The organism is Rhodococcus sp. SGAir0479 (assembly GCF_005484805.1).
Taxonomy (GTDB): domain Bacteria; phylum Actinomycetota; class Actinomycetes; order Mycobacteriales; family Mycobacteriaceae; genus Prescottella.
Window position 1 is genome coordinate 3,380,534 of sequence record NZ_CP039432.1, and the last position, 20,233, is coordinate 3,400,766.

General features: G+C 71.3%; 14 protein-coding genes. 10 read left to right on the forward strand and 4 right to left on the reverse strand.

Annotation, left to right across the window (positions count from 1 at the left end; genetic code table 11):
- Nucleotides 1–2 precede the first annotated feature (2 nt).
- From E7742_RS15810 to E7742_RS15820, 3 genes are all read left to right on the forward strand, one after another.
- Nucleotides 3–2,531, forward strand: coding sequence for a LuxR C-terminal-related transcriptional regulator (locus E7742_RS15810; RefSeq protein WP_137799803.1), 2,529 nt, complete (start codon nucleotides 3–5; stop codon nucleotides 2,529–2,531).
- A gap of 113 nt (nucleotides 2,532–2,644) precedes the next feature.
- Nucleotides 2,645–4,033 (forward strand): S1 family peptidase, encoded by a 1,389-nt coding sequence (locus E7742_RS15815; protein ID WP_137799804.1) that lies wholly within the window; start codon nucleotides 2,645–2,647, stop codon nucleotides 4,031–4,033.
- 153 nt (nucleotides 4,034–4,186) lie between these two features.
- On the forward strand, nucleotides 4,187–5,521 hold the full coding sequence (locus E7742_RS15820; RefSeq protein ID WP_137799805.1) for a S1 family peptidase: 1,335 nt from the start codon (nucleotides 4,187–4,189) through the stop codon (nucleotides 5,519–5,521).
- A 71-nt stretch (nucleotides 5,522–5,592) separates the two neighbouring features.
- Here E7742_RS15820 and E7742_RS15825 read toward each other — a convergent pair whose 3' ends face one another.
- The gene (locus E7742_RS15825; RefSeq protein WP_137799806.1) at nucleotides 5,593–6,270 is read right to left on the reverse strand and encodes a hypothetical protein; all 678 of its coding nucleotides are present in this window, start codon (nucleotides 6,268–6,270) and stop codon (nucleotides 5,593–5,595) included.
- A gap of 499 nt (nucleotides 6,271–6,769) precedes the next feature.
- Here E7742_RS15825 and E7742_RS15830 point away from each other — a divergent pair, with 499 nt between their 5' ends.
- A complete protein-coding gene (locus E7742_RS15830) occupies nucleotides 6,770–10,063 on the forward strand; it encodes a (Fe-S)-binding protein (protein ID WP_137799807.1) in 3,294 nt (1,097 codons plus the stop codon).
- Between the two features lie 246 nt (nucleotides 10,064–10,309).
- Complete coding sequence (locus E7742_RS15835) at nucleotides 10,310–11,251, forward strand: hypothetical protein (protein WP_137799808.1); 942 nt, start codon at nucleotides 10,310–10,312, stop codon at nucleotides 11,249–11,251.
- Between the two features lie 88 nt (nucleotides 11,252–11,339).
- Here E7742_RS15835 and E7742_RS15840 read toward each other — a convergent pair whose 3' ends face one another.
- Nucleotides 11,340–13,304, reverse strand: coding sequence for a prolyl oligopeptidase family serine peptidase (locus E7742_RS15840; RefSeq protein ID WP_137799809.1), 1,965 nt, complete (start codon nucleotides 13,302–13,304; stop codon nucleotides 11,340–11,342).
- Nucleotides 13,305–13,342: 38 nt separating this feature from the next.
- Between E7742_RS15840 and E7742_RS15845 the strand changes: the two genes are divergently transcribed.
- The 4 genes from E7742_RS15845 (at nucleotide 13,343) to E7742_RS15855 (ending at nucleotide 17,026) form a co-directional block, all read left to right on the forward strand.
- Nucleotides 13,343–13,753, forward strand: coding sequence for a TIGR03668 family PPOX class F420-dependent oxidoreductase (locus tag E7742_RS15845; RefSeq protein ID WP_137799810.1), 411 nt, complete (start codon nucleotides 13,343–13,345; stop codon nucleotides 13,751–13,753).
- Nucleotides 13,754–13,895: 142 nt separating this feature from the next.
- Entirely contained in the window at nucleotides 13,896–14,072 is a 177-nt protein-coding gene (locus E7742_RS23260; protein ID WP_175420505.1) for a hypothetical protein, read from the forward strand.
- A gap of 132 nt (nucleotides 14,073–14,204) precedes the next feature.
- Nucleotides 14,205–15,467 (forward strand): pyridoxal phosphate-dependent aminotransferase, encoded by a 1,263-nt coding sequence (locus E7742_RS15850; RefSeq protein WP_137799811.1) that lies wholly within the window; start codon nucleotides 14,205–14,207, stop codon nucleotides 15,465–15,467.
- A gap of 269 nt (nucleotides 15,468–15,736) precedes the next feature.
- The gene (locus E7742_RS15855; RefSeq protein WP_137799812.1) at nucleotides 15,737–17,026 is read left to right on the forward strand and encodes a YibE/F family protein; all 1,290 of its coding nucleotides are present in this window, start codon (nucleotides 15,737–15,739) and stop codon (nucleotides 17,024–17,026) included.
- Nucleotides 17,027–17,030: 4 nt separating this feature from the next.
- Here E7742_RS15855 and E7742_RS15860 read toward each other — a convergent pair whose 3' ends face one another.
- Complete coding sequence (locus E7742_RS15860; protein ID WP_137799813.1) at nucleotides 17,031–17,993, reverse strand: hypothetical protein; 963 nt, start codon at nucleotides 17,991–17,993, stop codon at nucleotides 17,031–17,033.
- A gap of 96 nt (nucleotides 17,994–18,089) precedes the next feature.
- On the opposite strand from E7742_RS15860, the gene E7742_RS15865 reads away from it, so the two are divergent.
- On the forward strand, nucleotides 18,090–18,614 hold the full coding sequence (locus E7742_RS15865; protein WP_137799814.1) for an arsenate reductase/protein-tyrosine-phosphatase family protein: 525 nt from the start codon (nucleotides 18,090–18,092) through the stop codon (nucleotides 18,612–18,614).
- A 116-nt stretch (nucleotides 18,615–18,730) separates the two neighbouring features.
- On the opposite strand, the gene E7742_RS15870 is transcribed toward E7742_RS15865, so the two are convergent.
- Complete coding sequence (locus tag E7742_RS15870) at nucleotides 18,731–20,191, reverse strand: polysaccharide biosynthesis tyrosine autokinase (protein WP_137799815.1); 1,461 nt, start codon at nucleotides 20,189–20,191, stop codon at nucleotides 18,731–18,733.
- Nucleotides 20,192–20,233: the final 42 nt, after the last annotated feature.

Consider the following 20,233-nt stretch of genomic DNA (forward strand, 5'->3'; position numbering starts at 1 on the left):
CCATGCAGACCGCACGGGCGGGGCGGCCGGCCGAGCCGGGCGACGACCCCGCACCCGGCCTCGCGGGTGTCCCCGGGGCCCGCGACCTTCTCGACGCGCTCGCGTCGCCCGGGCCGGCGTGCATCCTGGTCCGGGGCAACTCCGGCAGTGGCAAGTCGCTGCTGCTCGCTGCCGCCCGGAACACGCTGAGCGCCGACGGTCGTCGGGTGGTGTCGACGCTCGACGGCGCGGCGGGCGACGACCCACTGGTCCTCGGCGCCGCCCACACGCTGGCCGACGACGCCCTGGCCACCGTGTGCGCCCTGGTGCGGCAGTCCCGGCGCACCGTGGTGGTGGCCACCGAACCGCGGCCCCACCGCACGCCGCTGACCGACCTGATCAGCACGATGCACGCCCACGGCACGGTGATCGACCTGCGTCCGCTCGCCCCGGCAGACGTGGTCGCCCGCGCGCGCCGCCGCGGTATCGCGCTGACGCCCGGCCTCACGCGCACCCTCCACGACTCGAGTGCAGGACTGCTCGCCGCGGTCGACGCCGGTCTGGACGCCGCGGAGGTCGCGGGCGCGGACGACGCGGCGGTGCGCTCCGCCGTGACGTCGTACCTGCAGTCCGCCCTGCGCCACCTCGACGCCGACATGCTGTCCGCACTTGCGCTGTGCGCCCACGGTTTCGGACTCGACACCGTCGACCTCTCCGCGGTCCTGGATCTCCCGCCGGACGCATCCCGGGACCTGGCCGACCGGGTCCGCGCGAGCGCCTTCGTCTCCCGCGCGGACGCCGCGGCGCCGGCAGTGCGGGCACTGGTCGGCGCCACCATCGGCGTGACGCGCCTGCGCGAACTCCAGTCCCGGTTGCTCACCGCGCGACTCGACGCCGCGACGCTCGACGCGCCCACCGCGTTGGCGTTCGCCGACGCCGGCCTCGACGATCCCCGCCTGGCCCGGTTCCTGTGCGGCTGCGCCGACTCCGCCGAGCCGGCGCGCGCCGCGGCGCTGCTCGCCGCCGCGGTCCGGGCCGGCGCCGATGCCCGCAGCCTGGCACTGCGCCGGGCCGAGGTGAGCGCGCTGAGCGGCGACCTGGACACCGCCGAAGCCCTGGCCGACGCCGCACTCGACCGCGCCGACGCCCTGGACGGCGCCGAACTGGTTGCTGCCGTGCGTATCTCGGCGTCCGTCGCGGCGTGCCGAGGCGCCGTCGCGCGCAGCGCCGACCTGTACGAGTGGCTCGGTCCGGACCGGGTGGGCACCGACGCGGCGATCGCGAGCACCGTCCTGCTCGCGGCCGGACGTCCCGACGCGGCCGGGGCATCGGCGGCCGGCGGACGTCCCGGGCCGCCGACGTCCGGGGCGGCCGGGGTCGCACTGCTGGCCGAGGGGCTCCGGCAGTCGGTGACGGGTGCGGGTGCGCTGGCGATGAACTCGCTGACCCGGGCGATGTCGCTGCTGAACACCAGCGTCCACACCCGCCTGCTACCGGACACCGCCACCGCCGTGACCGCCCTGCTGTGCTTGCATTCCGGTGAACTGGCCCATGCCGATTCCGTCCTGCGGCGCGCGCTCGAGTCCGACCCGCCGTCGAGCGTCGCGCGGACCCGGCATCTCGTGCTGTCGGCGTGGACCGCGATGGTCGGGGGCGACCTCGCAGCCGCCGCCGCGCTCGTCGACGCACTGCCCACCGACCGCACGCTCCCCGGCCGCGAAGCGCTGTTCGTGCACGCGCTGCGCGTGGGGCTCGCGCGTCGCAACGGCGATGTCGGTGCGCTGCAACGGGAATGGGCCGCCGCACGGCCCGTGGTGGCGGGGTACTCGGCAGATCTGCTGAGCCTGCTGCCGCTGGGCGAGCTGTGGCTGGCGGCCGTCCGGGTGGGCGAGAGCGGGCGGATCGCGCACCTGGTGGAGCAGGCCCAGGACCTGTTGTCCCGCCTGGGCGAACCCGCCCTGTGGGGGGCGTCGCTGCACTGGTACGGCGTGCAGGCCGCGATCCTCGGCGACAACCCGTCTCAACTGCTGCCGCACGCGCGGGCCCTCGCGGCCGCCGCCGAGGTGAGCGCCTACTCCGCCGGGCTCGCCACCGCCGGACGGGTGTGGTTGCGGGTCCTGCGCGAGGAAGCCGACGCGGCCGAGGTGGAATCCGCGGCACGCACGCTCGAACGGATCGGGCTGCCGTGGGACGGCGCTCGACTGGCCGGTGAAGCGGCACTTCGGGTCTCGGACACGCGCGGTGCCACGACACTCCTGCAGGTGGCGCGGTCGTTGCGCGGGACGACCGGTGCGCCGGCACCCGGGGCCGACGTGGTGGCCGCGCCCGAACCCACTGTCGGCACGCTCACCGACCGGGAGGCCGACGTCGCGCGGCTGCTGCTGCTCGGGCACACGCACCGGGAGATCGGCGCCCGTCTGTACATCGCGCCCAAGACCGTCGAGCACCACGTGGCCCGCATCCGACGGCGACTCGGGGCCAACTCGCGATCGGAGTTGCTCTCGATGCTGCGGGCCCTCGGCTACGGGACGGTCGAACCTTCGGCCTCGTGAGGCCGGCACGGTCGAACCTTCGGCCCCGTGAGGCCGGGACGAAGTTCTCGGGCGTGTCGGCCGGTTCGTGACCTATTGTTGGTGGCTGATCCCGAAGACCATTAAGGAACTCCATGCGTACCTCGCTGGCGCAGCGCGCCGCCGTGCAGTCGATTGCCCGCCGCGCCGCCGTCCTCGGATCCTCGGTGGTCCTGCTCGCCGTGCCGTTCACCGCGTCGGCGCACGCCGAGCCGTCCGACAGCGGCGACAGCGCCCGCACCTCGGTCACGCAGCTCTCCGCCGACGAGCTGCCCGCGGATCTGGTCGAGGCCATCACCCGAGATCTGCGCATCAGCCCGCAGGAATACCTCGACCGCGCGGCGCGGGCGCAGGAACTCGACTCGTACGCAGCGGACTTCCGCAACGAACACCCCGATGCGTTCGCCGGCGCGTGGATGGGTCTCGACGGTCATCCCGTCGTGGCCGTCACCACCACCGAGGCCGCGCAGACGGCCACGCGCGACGGCTACCGCACGCAGCTGGCCCCGGTCTCCGCCGACGGACTCGACCGGGCGCTCGCCGACTTCAACCAGTGGGTGTCGGACCTGCCGCGCCAGGTCGCCTCGCAGATCGGCAATGCCACCGTCGACGTCCTGAACAACCAGATCGTCGTCGACATCGTGAACAGCCCGATCGGCCGGGCCATCGACCTGCCGACGCACCTCGCGAACGTCAAGGTCCAGCTCCAGTCGCTGGGCGGCCCGGTCCCCGTCGAGCGCTCCCCCATGGGCGGCGACACGTACGTGACGACGCCGGGACCGATCTCGGCGGCCGGGGAGGGCGAGGTCGGGGTGTGCTCCTTCGGCTTCAGCGGTGTCGACCGCGGCGGCAACGCCGTCAACATCAGCGCCGGACATTGCGATCCCGCACCCGGTTCGGGCGCCGGTGTGTACCTGCCGGACCGCGCGAACGTCGCGGCCAGCCAGCGGATCGGCAGCTTCGCCCGCTCGGAGGTCGGCGGATCGCACGCCCTCGACTACTCGCTGATCCGTCTCGACGATGCCGGCACCCGCGCCGGACTGGACCGCCCGGTGATCCGCGGCGCCGGCGGCAGCACGCTCACCGTCACCGGCACCGCGGTCCCCGTCGTCGGCGCACCGATCTGTAAGTCCGGCCAGACCTCGGCGTTCACGTGCGGTGTCGTCTCGGCCGACCGGGTCGAGGCGTCGCTGGAAATGCTCGACGGCACCAGCCGCACGGTGCGCGGATTCTCCGGTACCGCTTGCACTCTCGCGGGTGACAGCGGCGGCGCCATCGTGACCGGCACGCTCGCACTGGGAATCACCAGCGGCTCCAACAGCAGCTACGCCGCCACGTGCGCCGAGGCCAACGCGGTGCTCGCGTTCGACGGTGGAACGTCCAACCTCGGCACGCCGATCCGGGACGTCCTGGCTGCCGCCGACGCGACGTCCGGGGGCGGCATCGGTGCGGGCCTGACCGTGCGCACCGCCGCCGCGAACTGACGAATCCGTCCCCCGAATTACCCATTTCGGGTGGGCACGAGCGGTGGTGACCCCATATAGTCGAACGCGACTCGGGCACCCGCACCATGCCGGGTGCCTTTCTCTGCGTGCCTCGGGGTCCAGGGCCGCAGGGCGGACAATAGAAAGGCCCTCATGCGAAGCTCGCTCGCACGTCGTGCCGCGGTGTTCGGTTCCGCCGCGCTTCTGCTCCTCGGTCCCGCGACCGCAGTCGCGCAGGCCCAACCCGCCGAATCACCCGCTGTCGCCGAATCGGGTGTCTCCGATCAGGCGGCGCACCTGCCCATCGAGCTGATCGACGCGCTGCAGCGCGACCTGCAGCTCACGCCGGACCAGTACCTACAGCGTTCGGCGCTGGCGCAGAAGCTCGCCGAGTTCGCCGAGATCGCGCGCATCCAGTTCCCGGACGCGTTCGCCGGCGCGTGGATCGATCCGTCCGGTGCGCCGGTCGTCGGCCTGGCCCACGCCGGTCGCGGTGACGCCCGGGCCGCCGTCGAGCAGGCCGGGTTCACCGCCAAGGACGTCGAGCGGAGTCAGAGCCAGCTGGAGTCCACCCGCTCGGCGCTGAGCGACTGGATCGGCACCCTGCCGCCGGAGATCGCGAAGTTCGTCCGCGGCGTCACGGTCGACATCGCCAACAACGACGTCGTGCTCCGCGCCGACGACACGGCCGGTGACGTCCTCGACCTGCTGCCGCCGGAGCTGCGGGAGGCCGCCCGCGTCGCGCTCGGTCCCGCGCTCGCGTCGCTGCAGCCGGCCGCGCCCGGTCAGGCGACCGCGCAGTACGCCGCCGACGCCTTCCTGGGCGGCGACCCGTACGTCGCAAACGGCGGCGGCATGGGCCTCAAGTGCTCGCTCGGCTTCAATGCGATCGACGGCGGCGGCGCGCCCGTCAACATCAGCGCCGGACACTGCGATCCCAACCGCACCTTCGCCGGCACCGAACACGCCTCGCAGGCGTACGCCGCGGTGGGCGACCTGTCCGGTCCGATGATCGGCACGTTCGAGCGGACCAGCCTGGACGGCTCCGACTACTCGATCATCCGGCCCGCCGCCGGGACCGCCCAGCGGTTCGCCAACAACGGCGTCCGGGTCCCCAACGCCGCCCCCGTGGCGATCACCGGGACCGCGGACCCCGTCGTCGGCGCACCGGTCTGCAAGGCCGGCAACACCTCGGGCTTCAACTGCGGCGTCGTCACCGCGGTGCATCAGACCGTCCCGGTGGGACAGCGCGTGATCAACGACGGCTTCGCCACCAACCTGTGCGCCCTGCAGGGTGACAGCGGCGGCCCCATCGTCACCGGCACCCTCGCGCTCGGCATCTCCAGTGCGTCGAACGTCGGCGACTACGGCATGTGCGAGATCGCCAACTTCGCCACGTCGGCGATGGGCGAGGCGCCGGAGCTGTTCGCGACGCCGATCAACGCGATCCTGGGCCAGAACCCGGGACTGCGCATCCGGACGTCGTAGCCGCCACCGACAGCAATCGGGCCCGTTCCCCACGAAGGGGGACGGGCCCGATGCGTTGAATCCTGAAGACGTCAGCCGGCAGCGGGCGGCGCCGCGTTGAGCGTCTGGTACACCTGCCAGCCGTTGTAGGCGAGCACCGGCACCCCGGCGACGATGGTGCCGATCATGCCGCCGACCGGTGCGGCCGCGGCGGCGCCACCGAGGCACAAGAGCACCGCCTGCGGGATGGCGACCCCGGTCAGCGCCAGCGGGGTGCCGCCGATCGCGCATCCCACGACCGCGCCGACGAGCGTGCCCACCAGACTGCCCGTCGTGACGGCTTCGCTGACGCCCTCGCTGAGCTTCTCGAACACCTTGAGGTTCTCCCCCAGCGCGGCGAGGTTCGCGGGATCGATCGGCTCGGCGACGTCGGCCGCCACCGCCCGGGCCGGCGCGATCTCCGGCGTCAGCGTCAGCTTCCGACCGTCGACCAGCGGCGCGATCGAGAACTCGCGGTCGCCGAGGCGGTACGTCAGCGGCAACGTCTGCAGCACGGTCCCGGCGTCGTCGGTGATCTCGACGAACCTGCCGTCGGAGGTGAGGTGGAATCCCCCGGCGTCGAGGAGCGTGACGACCGAGCGGTCCTCGACGTGCGCCTGGTACCCGATCGGGTTCGGGGCGGGTGCCGGAGCGGCGTACGAGGTGCCGGTCCCGACCCCCAGCGCGGCAGTCACGAGCACGGACGTCGCAGCAATTCTTCTCAGCTTCATAGGACGGTCATTCCCATCTGTGACTGCCGACAGTTGGCCCCCCGACCGAATTCGATCTTCCGATCACGGAAGCAGTAATGCGTTCCCACCTGCGCGGACGAGGCGGTCGAACACCCAATTCCGGGCGAAGCATAACGTAGCGGTGCACAATTCCATTGCCGAATGAATGGACACAATTCGCATTACCGGAGGCCCGGGCGGGTGGGCGTTTCGGCGCGGCGTCGGCGAGTTAGGTCAACCTACGCGACACCAGTCACAACGGCACCACATACCGTTAACTGAATAGCGCCCGGGTCGCGAGGTCCAGCCCGCCTCGCGAGCCCAGCGCGGACGCCTTCCGGTGACTACCGTCGGGGGTAAAGATGCAGGAAACCGCGCTACGCGCTATGTTACCGACAGGTAGCGACCCCAAGTTACCGGCGGGTAACATGGGAGCGGTTACGATCTCTGGGCTGACCCCAGGCGGCACGAGTGCTGCCCCGAAACGAAAGGCTTCGACATGAATGCCCTGACGATTACGTTGGGCACCGTCGGCGCACTGCTGAGCCTCGTCTGTTGGGCCTCGTTCCTCAGTGGGGCCTGGCGGATGGCGAAGACCGTGCAGATCGGGCAGTCCGCGCCCGACCGCTGGCGCCCGTTCTTCCCGCGCTTCAAGCAGATGATCGTCGAGTTCATCGCGCACACCCGGATGCAGAAGTTCCGCACCGTCGGTTGGGCGCACTGGCTCGTCATGATCGGCTTCCTCGGCGGCGCAGCGCTGTGGTTCGAGGCGTACGGCCAGACCTTCGATCCGACGTTCCACTGGCCGCTGTTCGGCAACACCTGGGTGTGGCACCTGTGGGACGAGATCCTCGGCATCGGCACGGTGGTCGGCATCCTGACGCTGATCGTGATCCGTCAGCTCAACCACCCGCGCATCCCCGAGCGGCTGTCGCGTTTCGCGGGCTCCAAGTTCACGCCGGCGTACTTCGTCGAGGTCGTCGTCCTGCTCGAGGGCCTGGGCATGATCCTGGTGAAGGCCGGCCGGATCGCGATGACCGGCCACTCCAACGCGGCCACCGACTTCTTCACCATGCAGGTCGCCAAGCTGCTGCCCGCCAGCGCCGTGATGGTCTCGATCTTCGCGTTCGTCAAGCTGATGTCGGGCATGATCTGGCTCTACGTCGTCGGCCGCAACATCACGTGGGGCGTCGCCTGGCACCGCTTCTCGGCGTTCCCGAACATCTACTTCAAGCGTGAGGACGACGGCGGCGTCGCCCTCGGTGCCGCCAAGCCGATGATGTCCAAGGGCCGCGCGCTCGACATGGAGAACGTCGACCCCGACACCGACACGCTCGGCGCCGGCCGGATCGAGGACTTTTCGTGGAAGGGCTGGCTGGACTTCACCACCTGCACCGAGTGCGGTCGCTGCCAGTCGCAGTGCCCCGCGTGGAACACCGGCAAGCCGCTGTCGCCCAAGCTGCTCATCATGTCGCTGCGCGACCACGGCTACGCCAAGGCCCCGTACCTGCTGGCCGGTGGCCGCAAGGACATGGGCGGCGACGAGGTCGGCCTGGTCGACGCCGAGGGCAACGCCGACGAGGCCGCACTCGCGAAGATTCCGGAAGCCGCACGCGCCGAGGCCGAGCGCCCGCTCGTCGGCGAGTCGATCGAAGGCGAACTGGGCGGCATCATCGACCCCGAGACCCTGTGGTCGTGCACCACGTGTGGTGCGTGCGTCGAGCAGTGCCCGGTCGACATCGAGCACGTCGACCACATCATCGACATGCGCCGCTACCAGGTGCTGATCGAGTCGGAGTTCCCGTCCGAGCTCGCGGGTCTGTTCAAGAACCTCGAGAACAAGGGCAACCCCTGGGGCCAGAACGCCAAGGACCGTCTCAACTGGATCAACGAGATGGACTTCGAGATCCCGGTCTACGGCCAGGACGCGGACTCCTTCGAGGACTACGAGTACCTGTTCTGGGTCGGCTGCGCCGGCGCCTACGAGGACCGCGCGAAGAAGACCACCAAGGCCGTCGCCGAGCTGCTCGCGACCGCCGGCGTCAAGTTCATGGTCCTCGGTGCCGAGGAGACCTGCACCGGCGACTCGGCTCGCCGCGCGGGCAACGAGTTCCTGTTCCAGCAGCTGGCGATGCAGAACATCGAGACCCTGAACGCGGTGTTCGACGGCACCCCGGAGAGCAAGCGCAAGATCGTCGTCACGTGTGCGCACTGCTTCAACGCGCTCGGCAACGAGTACCCGCAGGTCGGCGGCGTCTACGAGGTCGTCCACCACACGCAGCTGCTCAACCGCCTGGTCCGCGCCAAGAAGCTGGTCCCGGTGGCCAAGCTCAACGAGGACGTCACCTACCACGACCCGTGCTACCTGGGTCGCCACAACAAGGTGTACGACGCCCCGCGTGAGCTGATGGAGGCGTCGGGCGTGAAGCTCAACGAGATGCCCCGTCACGGCGAGCGGTCCATGTGCTGTGGTGCCGGTGGCGCCCGCATGTGGATGGAGGAGCAGCTCGGCAAGCGCGTCAACATCGACCGCGTCGACGAGGCCCTCGGCACGCTCGGCGAGGGCAACGGCGCGTCCGCGCAGAAGATCGCGACGGGCTGCCCGTTCTGCCGCGTCATGCTCAACGACGGTGTCACCGCACGCCAGGAGCAGGGCCAGGGCGAGGGCGTCCAGGTCGTCGACGTCGCGCAGCTGATGCTCGACTCCGTCACGCGGCTGGAGCCGGAGAAGCTGACCGCGAACATCAAGGTCGAGCGCCGCGAGAAGGTTCCGGCCGCAGCCGCTCCGGCGGCCGCCGAGGCCGTCGCCGAGGTCAAGGAAGCCGAGCGCGTCGAGGAGGTCGAGGAGGCAGCCGCCACCCCGTCCGCCCAGACGGCCCCCGCCGGCAAGGGCCTGCAGATGAAGGGCCTTGCCAAGGCGCCGGGCGCGAAGGCGCCGGGAGCCAAGGCTCCGGGTGGCAAGGGTCTGCAGATGAAGGGCGCCGCCAAGGCACCGGGCGCCAAGGCTGCGGCTGATGCGTCGGCCGAGGCTCCTGCGGCTCCCGCTGCCGAGGCACCCGCGACGCCCGCCGCCAAGCCGGGCGGACTGGGCATGAAGGGTGGCGCCAAGGCCCCCGGCGGCAAGGGCCTGCAGATGAAGGGCGCCGCCAAGGCACCGGGCGCGAAGGCTGCCGCTCCGGCGGCTGCTCCGGCCGAGGCGTCGGCCGAAGCCACCGAGGCTCCCGCGGCTCCCGCCGCCGAGGCACCCGCGACACCCGCCGCCAAGCCCGGTGGACTGGCCATGAAGGGCGGGGCCAAGGCCCCCGGCGGCAAGGACCTGCAGATGAAGGGCGCCGCCAAGGCACCGGGCGCGAAGGCTGCTGCTCCGGCGGCTGAGGCTCCCGCGGCTAAGGCTTCGGCACCGGCTGCTGAGGCACCGGCTGCTGAGGCTCCGGCCCCGGCTACCGAGGCTCCGGCGACGAAGCCGGCACCGCAGGCCAAGCCCGGCGGTCTCGGGTTCAAGTCCGGCGCCAAGGCTCCGGGTGCCCGCAAGGCCGCTCGGGCCGCCGCTGCTCCCGCGGCGCCTTCGGCCCCCGAGCCGGAGAAGCCCGCGGAGCCCGAGCAGCCCGCGGAGCCCGAGCAGGTCGAGCAGCCCGCCGAGGCCGCAGCACCCGCCGAGGCTCCGGCGTCCGAGGCCACGCAGGCCGAGGCTCCGGCGTCCGAGCAGGAGGCGTCCACCCCGGCGCCGCCGCAGGCCAAGCCCGGTGCACTGGGCTTCAAGGCCGGCGCCAAGGCCCCGGGCCGCAAGAAGTAGTAGCTCCACCCCTCAGCGCCCCCACCGTCCGCGGTGGGGGCGCTGTCGTGTGTACGTTCCCCTCGTCCGGTTGTCGCAGGGGTTGTGCAACCGTCGCAGGGGTTCTCCGTACGGACAAGCCCTGCGACCGTCGCAGTAGCCCTGCGGCAGTGCGCGTCGTCCCCAGCCCACCCGTCGTCCACAGCTCCACCGAAAGCGCTGGGGAGCACGGCTGAACCGGCGCGGGCGTCGGTGAGGATGACGGCCATGGACCCGCACATCGTCCGCCGCGCCGACGCACTGCAGCGGGGCGCTTCCGACTGGCAGCTGCAGTTCCTGTGCCGCAACGGTTCGTGGCACCGGCTGCGACGCGGCGCCTACATGTCCACGGACAGGTTCGCCGACCTGGGCGTACGCGAACGGCACCGGGCACGCGCGACGGCGACTCTCCGTGCAGCCTCGGAGGAGGCCGTACTGAGCCACCAGTCGGCGGCAATCGTGCACGACATCGACCTCTGGCGCACCCCGCTGGCCGCCGTCCACCTCACCCGCAACCGACAGTCCGGCGGCCACCGCACCCCGGTCCGCCACCTGCACTGCACGTCGCTACACCCGCAGGAGTCGACGACCGTGGACGGGCTGCGGGTGACGTCAGCGGCTCGGACGGTCGTCGACCTGGCCCGGACGCTGCCGTTCGAGCAGGCGGTGGTCGCGGGCGATCACGCACTCCACTCCGGGCTGTGCTCGTCCGGCGACCTGGCAGCGACGGACCCGCGCACGGCACGGCGCCGCGTGGCCGGGGTACTCCGCCTGCTCGACGGCAGAAGCGAATCCGTCGGCGAATCCCGCAGCCGGGTACTGATGATTCGTGAGCAGCTCCCGGTGCCGGACTGCCAGCCGAACCTCTACGCCGACGACGGCAAGCTTCTGGGCCGTGTCGACTTCCTGTTCGCCGAGCACGGCGTCGTCGGCGAGTTCGACGGGCGCGCCAAGTACGGTCGCCTCGCCCCGGACGGACACGTACCGGAGGAGGTCGTCTGGGCGGAGAAGCTGCGCGAGGACGCTATTCGCAGCGCCGGCTGGGAAGTGGTGCGCTGGGTGTGGGACGAACTCGACACCCCTGCCGTCGTCGTCGGTCGCCTTCTGGCCGCCTTCGACCGGTCGCGCGCTCGGCCGACCGGACGAGTCGAACGCACGCCCTGTCCGTGATGTCGCAGGGGTTCGCCCGGTGTCGCACGGGTTGTCAGTACGGAATCACCCTGCGACACCGACACAACCCGCGCGACAACCCCACCGCCTACGGCCGCCACAGCTCCAGGCGCGGGATGCCGGGGGTGTCGAAGCCGAGGACCTGGCCGTAGAAGGACAGCTCGGCCTCGCGGGCGTTAACGATGGTCTCGACGCGCCGGAAGCCGTGGGACTCGCCGGCGTATGCGAGGTAGGCGTGCGGGAGTTGCTTGCGGACGAGGGCCGCGCGGAAGCGTTCGGCCTGCGACGGCGGGACGATCGGATCGGACAGGCCCTGCAGCAGCAGCACCGGGCACGACAGTCCGTCGACGTTGTTCACGGGCGCCCGCCGCTCGTACAGCTCGGCGGCCTCGGGCAGCGGACCGATCAGCCCGTCGATGTACCGGGATTCGAAATCGTGTGTCTCCTTGACGAATTCGACCAGTTCGGCGACGCCGTAGTAGGAGACGCCGCACGCGAACACGTCCGACGTGGTCAGCGCCGACAGCACCGTCCACCCGCCGGCCGATCCGCCCTCGATCGCGAGCCGTCGGGGGTCGGCCAGGCCGGCGTCGGCGAGACCGCGAACGGCGGCGACGGTGTCCTCGACGTCGACCACCCCCCACTGACCGCGCAGCCGGTTGCGGTATTCGCGGCCGTATCCGCTCGAGCCGCCGTAGTTGACGTCGACGACGCCGATCCCGCGACTGGTGAAGTACGCGTAGACGAGGTGCACCGCGGGCGCGACGTGCGCGGTGGGCCCGCCGTGCACGAACGCGACGTACGGCGGCAGCTCCCCGTCGGGCGCGACGTGGTCGGGGTTGCGGGGCGGGTAGACGATCGCGTGGACCTCCCGCTCGGGCCCGTCGAAGGTGAGGGCGCGCGCCTCGGGCAGATACTCGACGTCGGGCAGCGTGTCGACCGACAGCCGGACGTCGGTGAGCGCCCCCGAGTCGAGGTCGAGGATGCGCAGCCCGGACGCGATCCGGGAGCCCCCGCAGCGCAACAGGATTCGGTTGCCGTCGACGTCGCAGATGCCCACCGAGGAGATGCCGTCCAGCTCGAGATCGCGCAGCGCGCCGGTGCCAGGGTCGAGCACCGCGAGGGTGTCGGTGCCGACGGTGCGGGCGGTCAGCACGGCGCCGTCGTCGAGTCCGACGTGCCAGCGCGCCCCGAGCTGCCACAGCGGCGCCCCGAAGTCGGCGCCGGTGGGGCACAGCGGCTGCAGGTCGCCGCCGTCGACGGTCACGCGGTAGAGGTTCCACCAGCCGCTGCGGTCGCTCACGACGCGCAGCGTGGACGCGTCCTCCCACTCGGGCTGGAGCACCGACTCCTCGGGGCCGCCCAGCAGGACGTCCACCGCACCCGACGCGAGGTCGAGGACCCGCAGTTCGGTTCCGTCCCAGGGCATCTGCGGATGATTCCACGCGATCCACGCGACGCGGGCACCGTCCGGCGACACCCGCGGGTAGGCCAGGAAGTCCGAGGTCCCGACGATCGAGCCGCCGACGATCGAACGCAGTGCCGACGGGTCGTCGTCCGCACGGCCGTCGACGGGTACCGCGCAGATGTCGCGGACGATGACCCCGTCGTCGTGCCGTTCGCGCACGCACCACACCTCGTCGCCGACGATCGTGAGGTCGCCGTAGCGGTGCGCGGCCGCGGTGGGCGGGGCCGGGGTGATCGGGACGGGCGCGGCGTCGACGTGCGGGTCGAACCGGTACAGCCGCTGGTCGGTGAACTCGGCGAAGACCAGCACGGCGTCCGGCGTCACCGCCCACGCGCCGCCGCCGTACTCGTGGACGCGGGTGCGCGCGTTCCACGGCGGCGGCAGGACGTCCACCGGCTCGCCGTCCGGTCCCAGCCGCCGGACGGCCGAGCGGCCGCCCTCGACGGGTCGTTGCTCCGACCACCACACCCCGTCGCCCACGAACACGCCGCCCTCGACGGGGTGGCCGCTCGCGGCGAGGTCGGCGGCGGTGATCGGCGAGATCCACGACCCGTACGGAGTGACGGTCGGAGCAGGCGTCGTCATGCCGACAACCCTATCGAGGCCGTCGTAGTGTGCAGTCCATGTCCGCGTCCGTGCCCCCGCGTTTCGCCGACGCCCCGGTCGCGCGGCTGGCGACGGTGTCGGCGGACGGGACGCCGCACCTGGTCCCGGTGGTCTTCGCGGTGGTGGGCGACGCGCTCTACACGGCGGTGGACGACAAACCCAAGAGCACCCGGCAGCTGCGCCGACTCGCGAACGTGGCGGCGACGGGCCGGGTGAGCCTGCTGGTGGACCACTACGACGACGACTGGACCCGGCTGTGGTGGGTGCGCGTGGACGGGACCGCGGAGGTGCTGGCGGTCGGCGCGGCCGAGGCCGAGCGCGCGATCGACGCGCTGGTCGCCAAGTACGCGCAGTACCGGTCGATGCGGCCGGCCGGGCCGGTGATCGCGGTGCGGCAACGTCGAGTACGGGAGTGGTCGGCGTCGTAGAAACCGCGCCCCGTACGCGCGGAATGCGGCGGTTGTCCGACGTCGTGATTCAACTGTTCGTTCGGTGGCCTTGTGGCACAGGGCTTATGTCGTGACCATGAGAAGTGTGCGTATCGCGCCGTTCGAAGGGAGGGCTCCCCTCATGAAGCGCAGAATCGCCGGAACCGTCGCCGCGGCGGCCGTCACACTCTCACTCGGCGCCGTCGGTGCACCCACGGCCTCGGCCGCGGAGACCGCCACCCCCGCGCAGGGGCAGGGATCGATCGGGCTCTGCCTCGTCATCCCCCTCGGGTCGCTCGTGTACCCGATCTGCCTCTAGCCCGGTGTCGGCTCCGTATCCCACCGCGACCCGGACGCCGGGTCCGCGCTCGCCGCCGCCGGGTGCTGCTCGGGGGGCGCAGACGCCGCCGCGGCCGCACCGTCCGATATCCGTTTGCGTTCGAGTGGAATCATGGGGGGCGTGAGCACTCCAGATTCCCCCCGTCCACGTCGTCCGCAGCGCACCTTGGAGCAGTCCACCAAACTGCAGAACGTGCTGTACGAGATCCGGGGGCCGGTGCACGCGCACGCGGCACGCCTGGAGGCCGAGGGGCATCGGATCCTCAAGCTCAACATCGGTAACCCCGCCCCGTTCGGGTTCGAGGCACCGGACGTGATCATGCGCGACATGATCGCCGCCCTGCCGTACGCGCAGGGGTACTCCGAGTCCAAGGGCATCCTGTCGGCGCGGCGGGCCATCGTCACCCGGTACGAGCTGGTGCCCGGCTTCCCCGAGCTCGACGTCGACGACATCTACCTCGGCAACGGCGTCTCCGAGCTCATCACGATGACCATGCAGGCGCTGCTCGACGACGGCGACGAGGTCCTCATCCCGGCGCCGGACTACCCGCTGTGGACCGCCATGACGAGCCTGTCGGGCGGCACGCCGGTGCACTACCTGTGCGACGAGCAGAACGACTGGAACCCGGACATCGCGGACATCGAATCCAAGATCACGGACCGGACCAAGGCGCTGCTGGTCATCAACCCGAACAACCCGACGGGCGCCGTCTACTCCGCCGAGGTGCTCACCCAGCTCGTCGAACTCGCGCGCAAGCACCAGCTGCTGCTGCTGGCCGACGAGATCTACGACAAGATCCTGTACGACGACGCCAAGCACGTCTCGCTGGCGACGCTGGCACCCGATCTGCTGTGCCTGACGTTCAACGGGCTGTCGAAGGCGTACCGCGTCGCCGGCTACCGCTCCGGCTGGGTCGCGATCACCGGTCCCAAGGATCACGCCGCCGGCTTCCTCGAGGGTCTCGACCTGCTCGCGTCGACCCGACTGTGCCCGAACGTCCCCGGCCAGCACGCCATCCAGGTGGCGCTCGGTGGGCACCAGAGCATCGAGGACCTGGTGCTGCCGGGCGGGCGTCTGCTGGAACAGCGTGACGTCGCGTGGGAACGCCTCAACATGATTCCCGGTGTCTCGTGCGTCAAGCCGCGCGGCGCGCTGTACGCGTTCCCCCGGCTGGACCCGAACATCTACGAGATCCACGACGACGAGAAGCTGGTCCAGGACCTGTTGTTGCAGGAGAAGATCCTCATGGTCCAGGGCACCGGCTTCAACTGGCCCGACCACGACCACCTGCGCATCGTCACGCTGCCGTGGGCGCGTGATCTCGCGGTCGCGATCGAGCGGTTCGGCAACTTCCTGTCGTCGTACAAGCAGTAGCAGCGATCGCTGCGACGGATCCCGTTCGGACACGTTCCGGGCGGGATCCACTGCGCCGCGGGCTGTTAACCGTGACACGACACGGGAACCCGACCCCAATACTGCGAGATGCCGCCCCTGTCGGTAGATTGACCGTTTGACACCGTCAGGTGTCCGTAAGCGCCTCGTCCTGCCCCTCCCCCCCCTGGGCGACGAGGTTCCGGTGGCGGGGACGACCCCCCCTGCTCCCCGCCACCGAGCTTACCGACGTCTCCCGCTAGCCTGATGCGGTGCAGAGCCCCTCTCCCGGACATGGCCACGGCCACGGCCATTTCGGCGGCCCTGTCCCCCTCGGCCCCGTCGCGGTCCGCGTAGTCGTGGGTCTGCTCGCGGCCGTCGCGATCGTGGTCCTCGCCGGTGTGGTGATCCTCTGGCCCGGCAAACAACACGTCGACGTTCCGCTGCCGTTCCAGAACGCCGGCGGCGGCGCGGTCACCACCGAGGCCGGGACGATCGTCGCGCAGGACATCTCCGCGTGCGGCAGTCCGTCTGCGGGACGGGCGTTCTCCGGCGATCCGGCGCCGCCGCCGACGAGTTCGGGCGGCATCGATTGCCGGCGCAGCCTGGTCACCATCGAGTCCGGCCCCAATGCGGGCACCCGGACGTTGCTCGAGATCGTGCCCGGTCCCGGGCAGCCGCAACTGAACCTCGGTGAGCACATCCGGCTTGTCCGACAGACGGATTCGTCGGGCACCCCGTTCTACGCGTTCAACGACTACTCGCGCGGGTTCCCGCTGGTCCTCGTCGTCGCGGCGTTCGTGATCGCGGTCGTCGCGGTGGCCCGGTGGCGCGGGCTGCGGGCGTTGCTGGGGCTGGGTATCACGTTCGGTGTGCTGATCGTGTTCACGCTGCCCGCGCTGCTCGACGGCAAACCGGCGCTGCCGGTCGCGTTGGTCTCGGGCGCGGCGATCCTCTTCGCGGTGCTGTACCTGGCGCACGGGGTGAACCTGCGCACCAGCGCCGCGCTGCTGGGCACGCTGGCGTCGATGCTCGTGGCCGCCGTGCTGTCGAGCGTCGCGATCGGGATGACGCACCTGACCGGGTTGTCGGAGGAACAGAACACCGACGTGCAGGCGTACGTCGAGCACGTCAGCATCACCGGGTTGTTGCTCGCCGGGTTCATCATCGGCTCGCTCGGTGTGCTCAACGACGTCACCATCACGCAGGCGTCCGCCGCGTTCGAGATCGCCGCCATGGACGGATCCGCCTCGCGGCGCACCATCTTCGCGTCGGCGATGCGGGTGGGCCGGGACCACATCGCCAGCACCGTGTACACGCTGGTGCTCGCGTACGCCGGTGGCGCGCTGCCGCTGCTGCTGCTCTTCAGCGTCGCCGGGAGCCCGCTCGGCGACGTGCTGACCGGCGACGCCGTCGCGATCGAGATCGCCCGGTCGTCGGTGGGTGGCATCGCGCTGGCGCTGTCGGTGCCGCTCACGACCGGCATCGCCGCGATGCTGGCCCGGCCCCCGTCCACCGTCCCCACCGCGCCGCGCCGACGCGGCGGCCGGCACGCCCGCTGACCCGTCAGAGCCGAGGCCGGTCGGGCTCCGTGACGGCGGACGGCTCGCCGAGCGGCGGCGCGAGGTGGGACGGCGGAGGCACGAGCGTCGTGAGAGTGCTGCCGGGCGTCTCGGTGGCCGCGCCCGCCTCCGACCCGAAAAATGTTCTGCCGAAGCCGCTCACGATGCCGATGAGCGCCAGCAGCACCAGCGTCGCGGCGGCCAACCCGGCGCTGCGGAGCCGCCGCTGGGACACCGACGCCGGTACCGGCCGTCCGGCGCGCGGGGGCTGCGCCAGCTCCGCGGCCCCGACGGCCGCGGTGAACGCCGGATCCGGCGCCACCAGGACCGGCACCGCCGAGTGCTGCTGCAGCACCGCGCGCACCTCGGGCGCGTGGGCGCCGCCGCCGACCAGGACCACCGCCTGGGGCACCGCACCGGACTGCTCCACCAACTCCCCCACCAGCTCCGCCGACTCGGCGATCGCCGCGTCGGCGCCGTGAAGGCCGCCGGGTGTTTCACGTGGCACCCGGACGAGCCGGTCACCGCGCACCGCGGTGCTGCGCTCGGACGCGAGGACCGTGCCGGACGACCGGTCCACCACGCTCACGGTGAGTCCGGAGCTGCCCAGGTCGTAGATCGCGACGGTGCGGGCGCCGGCCAGCCGCGGGTCGTGCGGCAGCGCGGCCAGCACGGCGTCGAGTTCGGGGATCAGCGTGAAGTGGGCGACGCCCTGCCGGCGCAGCGCCGCGTCCAGCGCCGCCGCCTGCGCCTCGTCGCCGTACGCGATGCCCACGCTCACAGCGGTACCCGACTCCTCGGCCGCCGCCACCGCGACACCCACGGCCTCCGCGGTCAGCTCCTCGGAACCTCGCGCGTCGACGACGATGGACTGACGATCTCCCGGCGAACCGACCGACCCGGTTCCGTGCGCCCACACCAGGCGTACGAAGCCCGCACCGGCGGACACTCCCAGAACGCCATTCATGAGCCGCCTTCGGTCGGGTACTCACCCGGCCGTCGATCCCGCCCGAGCGCGTGCTTGAACGTGCCGAGTCTATACAGGCCCACCTACACTCGATCCATGAATCTGGTGTTCGTCTGTACCGGTAATATCTGTCGTTCTCCCACGGCGGAGAGACTCGCCGCCGCGTGGGCGGCGGACAACGGGGTGGACGAGCTCACCGCCACCAGCGCCGGCACCCGAGCCATGATCGGGTCGCCGATGGAACCGCTTGCCGCCAAGGTGCTTTCCTCCCTCGGCGGGACTCCGGACGGATTCGCCGGCCGCCAGCTGACGCCCGTGATCGCGGGCAAGGCCGATCTGATTCTCACCATGACGCAGAAGCACCGCGACAAGGTGCTGCGGATGGCGCCGCGGCAGCTGCGCCGGACGTTCACGCTGCTCGAGGCGGCCCACCTGGTGACGACCGGGGGCGCGCGGTCGGTGGCCGAGCTGGATGCGGCCCGCGCCACCGCGGGTGATCTCCCCGAGGCCGGCATCGACATCCGCGACCCGATCGGTCGCGACGTGGTGGTGTTCGAGCAGGTGGGCGAGCAGATCGCCGACGCGCTCGTGTCGGTCCTGGACGGCCTGTACCGCGCCTGATCCCCGGGGGCCACACCCCTCGGCGGAGGCCGAGGAAGAGTCGACGAAAAAGGCCACCGGCCGCACCGCGAGCGTGTGCTCGCCGGTGCGGCCGGTGGCCGAAAACCGTTGCCGGGTCAGCGAACCGTTTCGCTGCGGCGGTTCTGTCCCGGTCCCGACGCGTTGTCGGCGCGCGGGTCGGGCGACGAGACGACGGGCGTGCTGCCCGACTTGGGTGCCGGGGCGTCCGAGTCGTAGTAGTACTTGTACTCGTACGCGCCCTCACCCTTGATCGGGGTCATCGTCAGGATGGTGCCCAGCACCGTGGCGCCTGCGCTGTGCAGGTTGCCGACCGCGCGCGCCACCTGCTCACGCTTGGTCTTGCCGTACCGGACGGCGACCAGGGCGCCGTCCACCTTCGCGGCGATGACGGCGGCGTCGGTGACCGGCAGCAGCGGCGACGCGTCGACGACCACGAAGTCGAACCGCGCCTTGAGATCCGTGAACAGATCGGTCGCGTGGCTCGACCCCAGCAGCTCGCTCGGGTTGGGCGGGATGGTGCCCGCGGCCAGCACGGTCAGGTTCGGGAACGACGTGGCCTGCAGGACGTCGTCGAGGTCGGCCTGCCCGGAGAGCACGGTGCTCACACCGACCGAGTCGACCAGCCCGAGGTACCGGGAGATGCGCGGACGGCGCAGGTCGCCCTCGACGAGCGCGACCGTGTAGCCGGCCTCCGCGAGTGCCAGCGACAGGTTGATGGCCGTCGTGGTCTTGCCCTCGGCGGGAAGCGAACTGGTGACCGCGATGACGCGCGGCGGGTTGTCGACCTCGAGGAACTGCAGGTTGGTGCGCAGCTCGCGGAACGCCTCGGCGCTGCCCGAGTAGCCGTCCTGGAAGGCGATGGCCGCCTTCTGCTCCCGCTCCTTGTCGAACGGCACCATGCCGACGACACCGACACCGACCAGCTCGTCGAGCACCTGGCGGCTCTTGATGGTGTTGTCGAGGCGGTCGCGCAGCACGGCGAGGCCGAGCCCGGCGAGCAGGCCCACCGCGAAACCGAGCGCGAGGTTGCGCTTGGTCTTGGGGCTCACCGGCGAGGACGGGGTGGAAGCGTGCTGTTCGACGACCACGCGCGCGGTCGGCGGACGGTTGGGGTCGAAGGTCTCGAGCTCCGCCGCCATGAGCACGAACTCGTCCGACAGCGCGTTGACGATGTCACGCGCCCGCTCCGGTGACGAGTCCTCGACGCTGGCGTCGATGAGCACGGTGTCCGGCGCCGACGTGGCCTTGACCTTGGCGGCGATGTCCGCGGCGCTGACGTCGGTCAGCCCCAACCGGTTGATCGTTCGTTCCGCCAGCGTGGTCCCGGTCAACAGCTTGGTGTACGACGCGACGCGCTGCTGCGAGAAGAGGTTGCCCTGGTACACCTCGTTGACCGAGGCGGCCGAGGAGGTCGACACGAACAACCGCGTGGACGCCTGGTACATCGGGGTCGACAAGAGCGATGCGACCAATGCGCCGAGCACCCCGACGACCGTTGCGAGCGCGATGATTCTCCACCGCTGCTGCAAGATCCGCAGATAGTCCTGTACTTCCATTAACCCCGTCCTTACTTGCTTTCAGCGCTTCCAACACTTTTC

What these genes read in the sequence shown, in the direction of transcription:
- E7742_RS15810 (WP_137799803.1), top strand. Translation starts at nt 3, where the DNA reads ATGCAGACCGCACGGGCGGGGCGGCCGGCCGAGCCGGGCGACGACCCC.
- E7742_RS15815 (WP_137799804.1), top strand. Translation starts at nt 2,645, where the DNA reads ATGCGTACCTCGCTGGCGCAGCGCGCCGCCGTGCAGTCGATTGCCCGC.
- E7742_RS15820 (WP_137799805.1), top strand. Translation starts at nt 4,187, where the DNA reads ATGCGAAGCTCGCTCGCACGTCGTGCCGCGGTGTTCGGTTCCGCCGCG.
- E7742_RS15825 (WP_137799806.1), bottom strand. Translation starts at nt 6,270, where the DNA reads ATGAAGCTGAGAAGAATTGCTGCGACGTCCGTGCTCGTGACTGCCGCG.
- E7742_RS15830 (WP_137799807.1), top strand. Translation starts at nt 6,770, where the DNA reads ATGAATGCCCTGACGATTACGTTGGGCACCGTCGGCGCACTGCTGAGC.
- E7742_RS15835 (WP_137799808.1), top strand. Translation starts at nt 10,310, where the DNA reads ATGGACCCGCACATCGTCCGCCGCGCCGACGCACTGCAGCGGGGCGCT.
- E7742_RS15840 (WP_137799809.1), bottom strand. Translation starts at nt 13,304, where the DNA reads ATGACGACGCCTGCTCCGACCGTCACTCCGTACGGGTCGTGGATCTCG.
- E7742_RS15845 (WP_137799810.1), top strand. Translation starts at nt 13,343, where the DNA reads ATGTCCGCGTCCGTGCCCCCGCGTTTCGCCGACGCCCCGGTCGCGCGG.
- E7742_RS23260 (WP_175420505.1), top strand. Translation starts at nt 13,896, where the DNA reads ATGAAGCGCAGAATCGCCGGAACCGTCGCCGCGGCGGCCGTCACACTC.
- E7742_RS15850 (WP_137799811.1), top strand. Translation starts at nt 14,205, where the DNA reads ATGGGGGGCGTGAGCACTCCAGATTCCCCCCGTCCACGTCGTCCGCAG.
- E7742_RS15860 (WP_137799813.1), bottom strand. Translation starts at nt 17,993, where the DNA reads ATGAATGGCGTTCTGGGAGTGTCCGCCGGTGCGGGCTTCGTACGCCTG.
- E7742_RS15865 (WP_137799814.1), top strand. Translation starts at nt 18,090, where the DNA reads ATGAATCTGGTGTTCGTCTGTACCGGTAATATCTGTCGTTCTCCCACG.
- E7742_RS15870 (WP_137799815.1), bottom strand. Translation starts at nt 20,191, where the DNA reads ATGGAAGTACAGGACTATCTGCGGATCTTGCAGCAGCGGTGGAGAATC.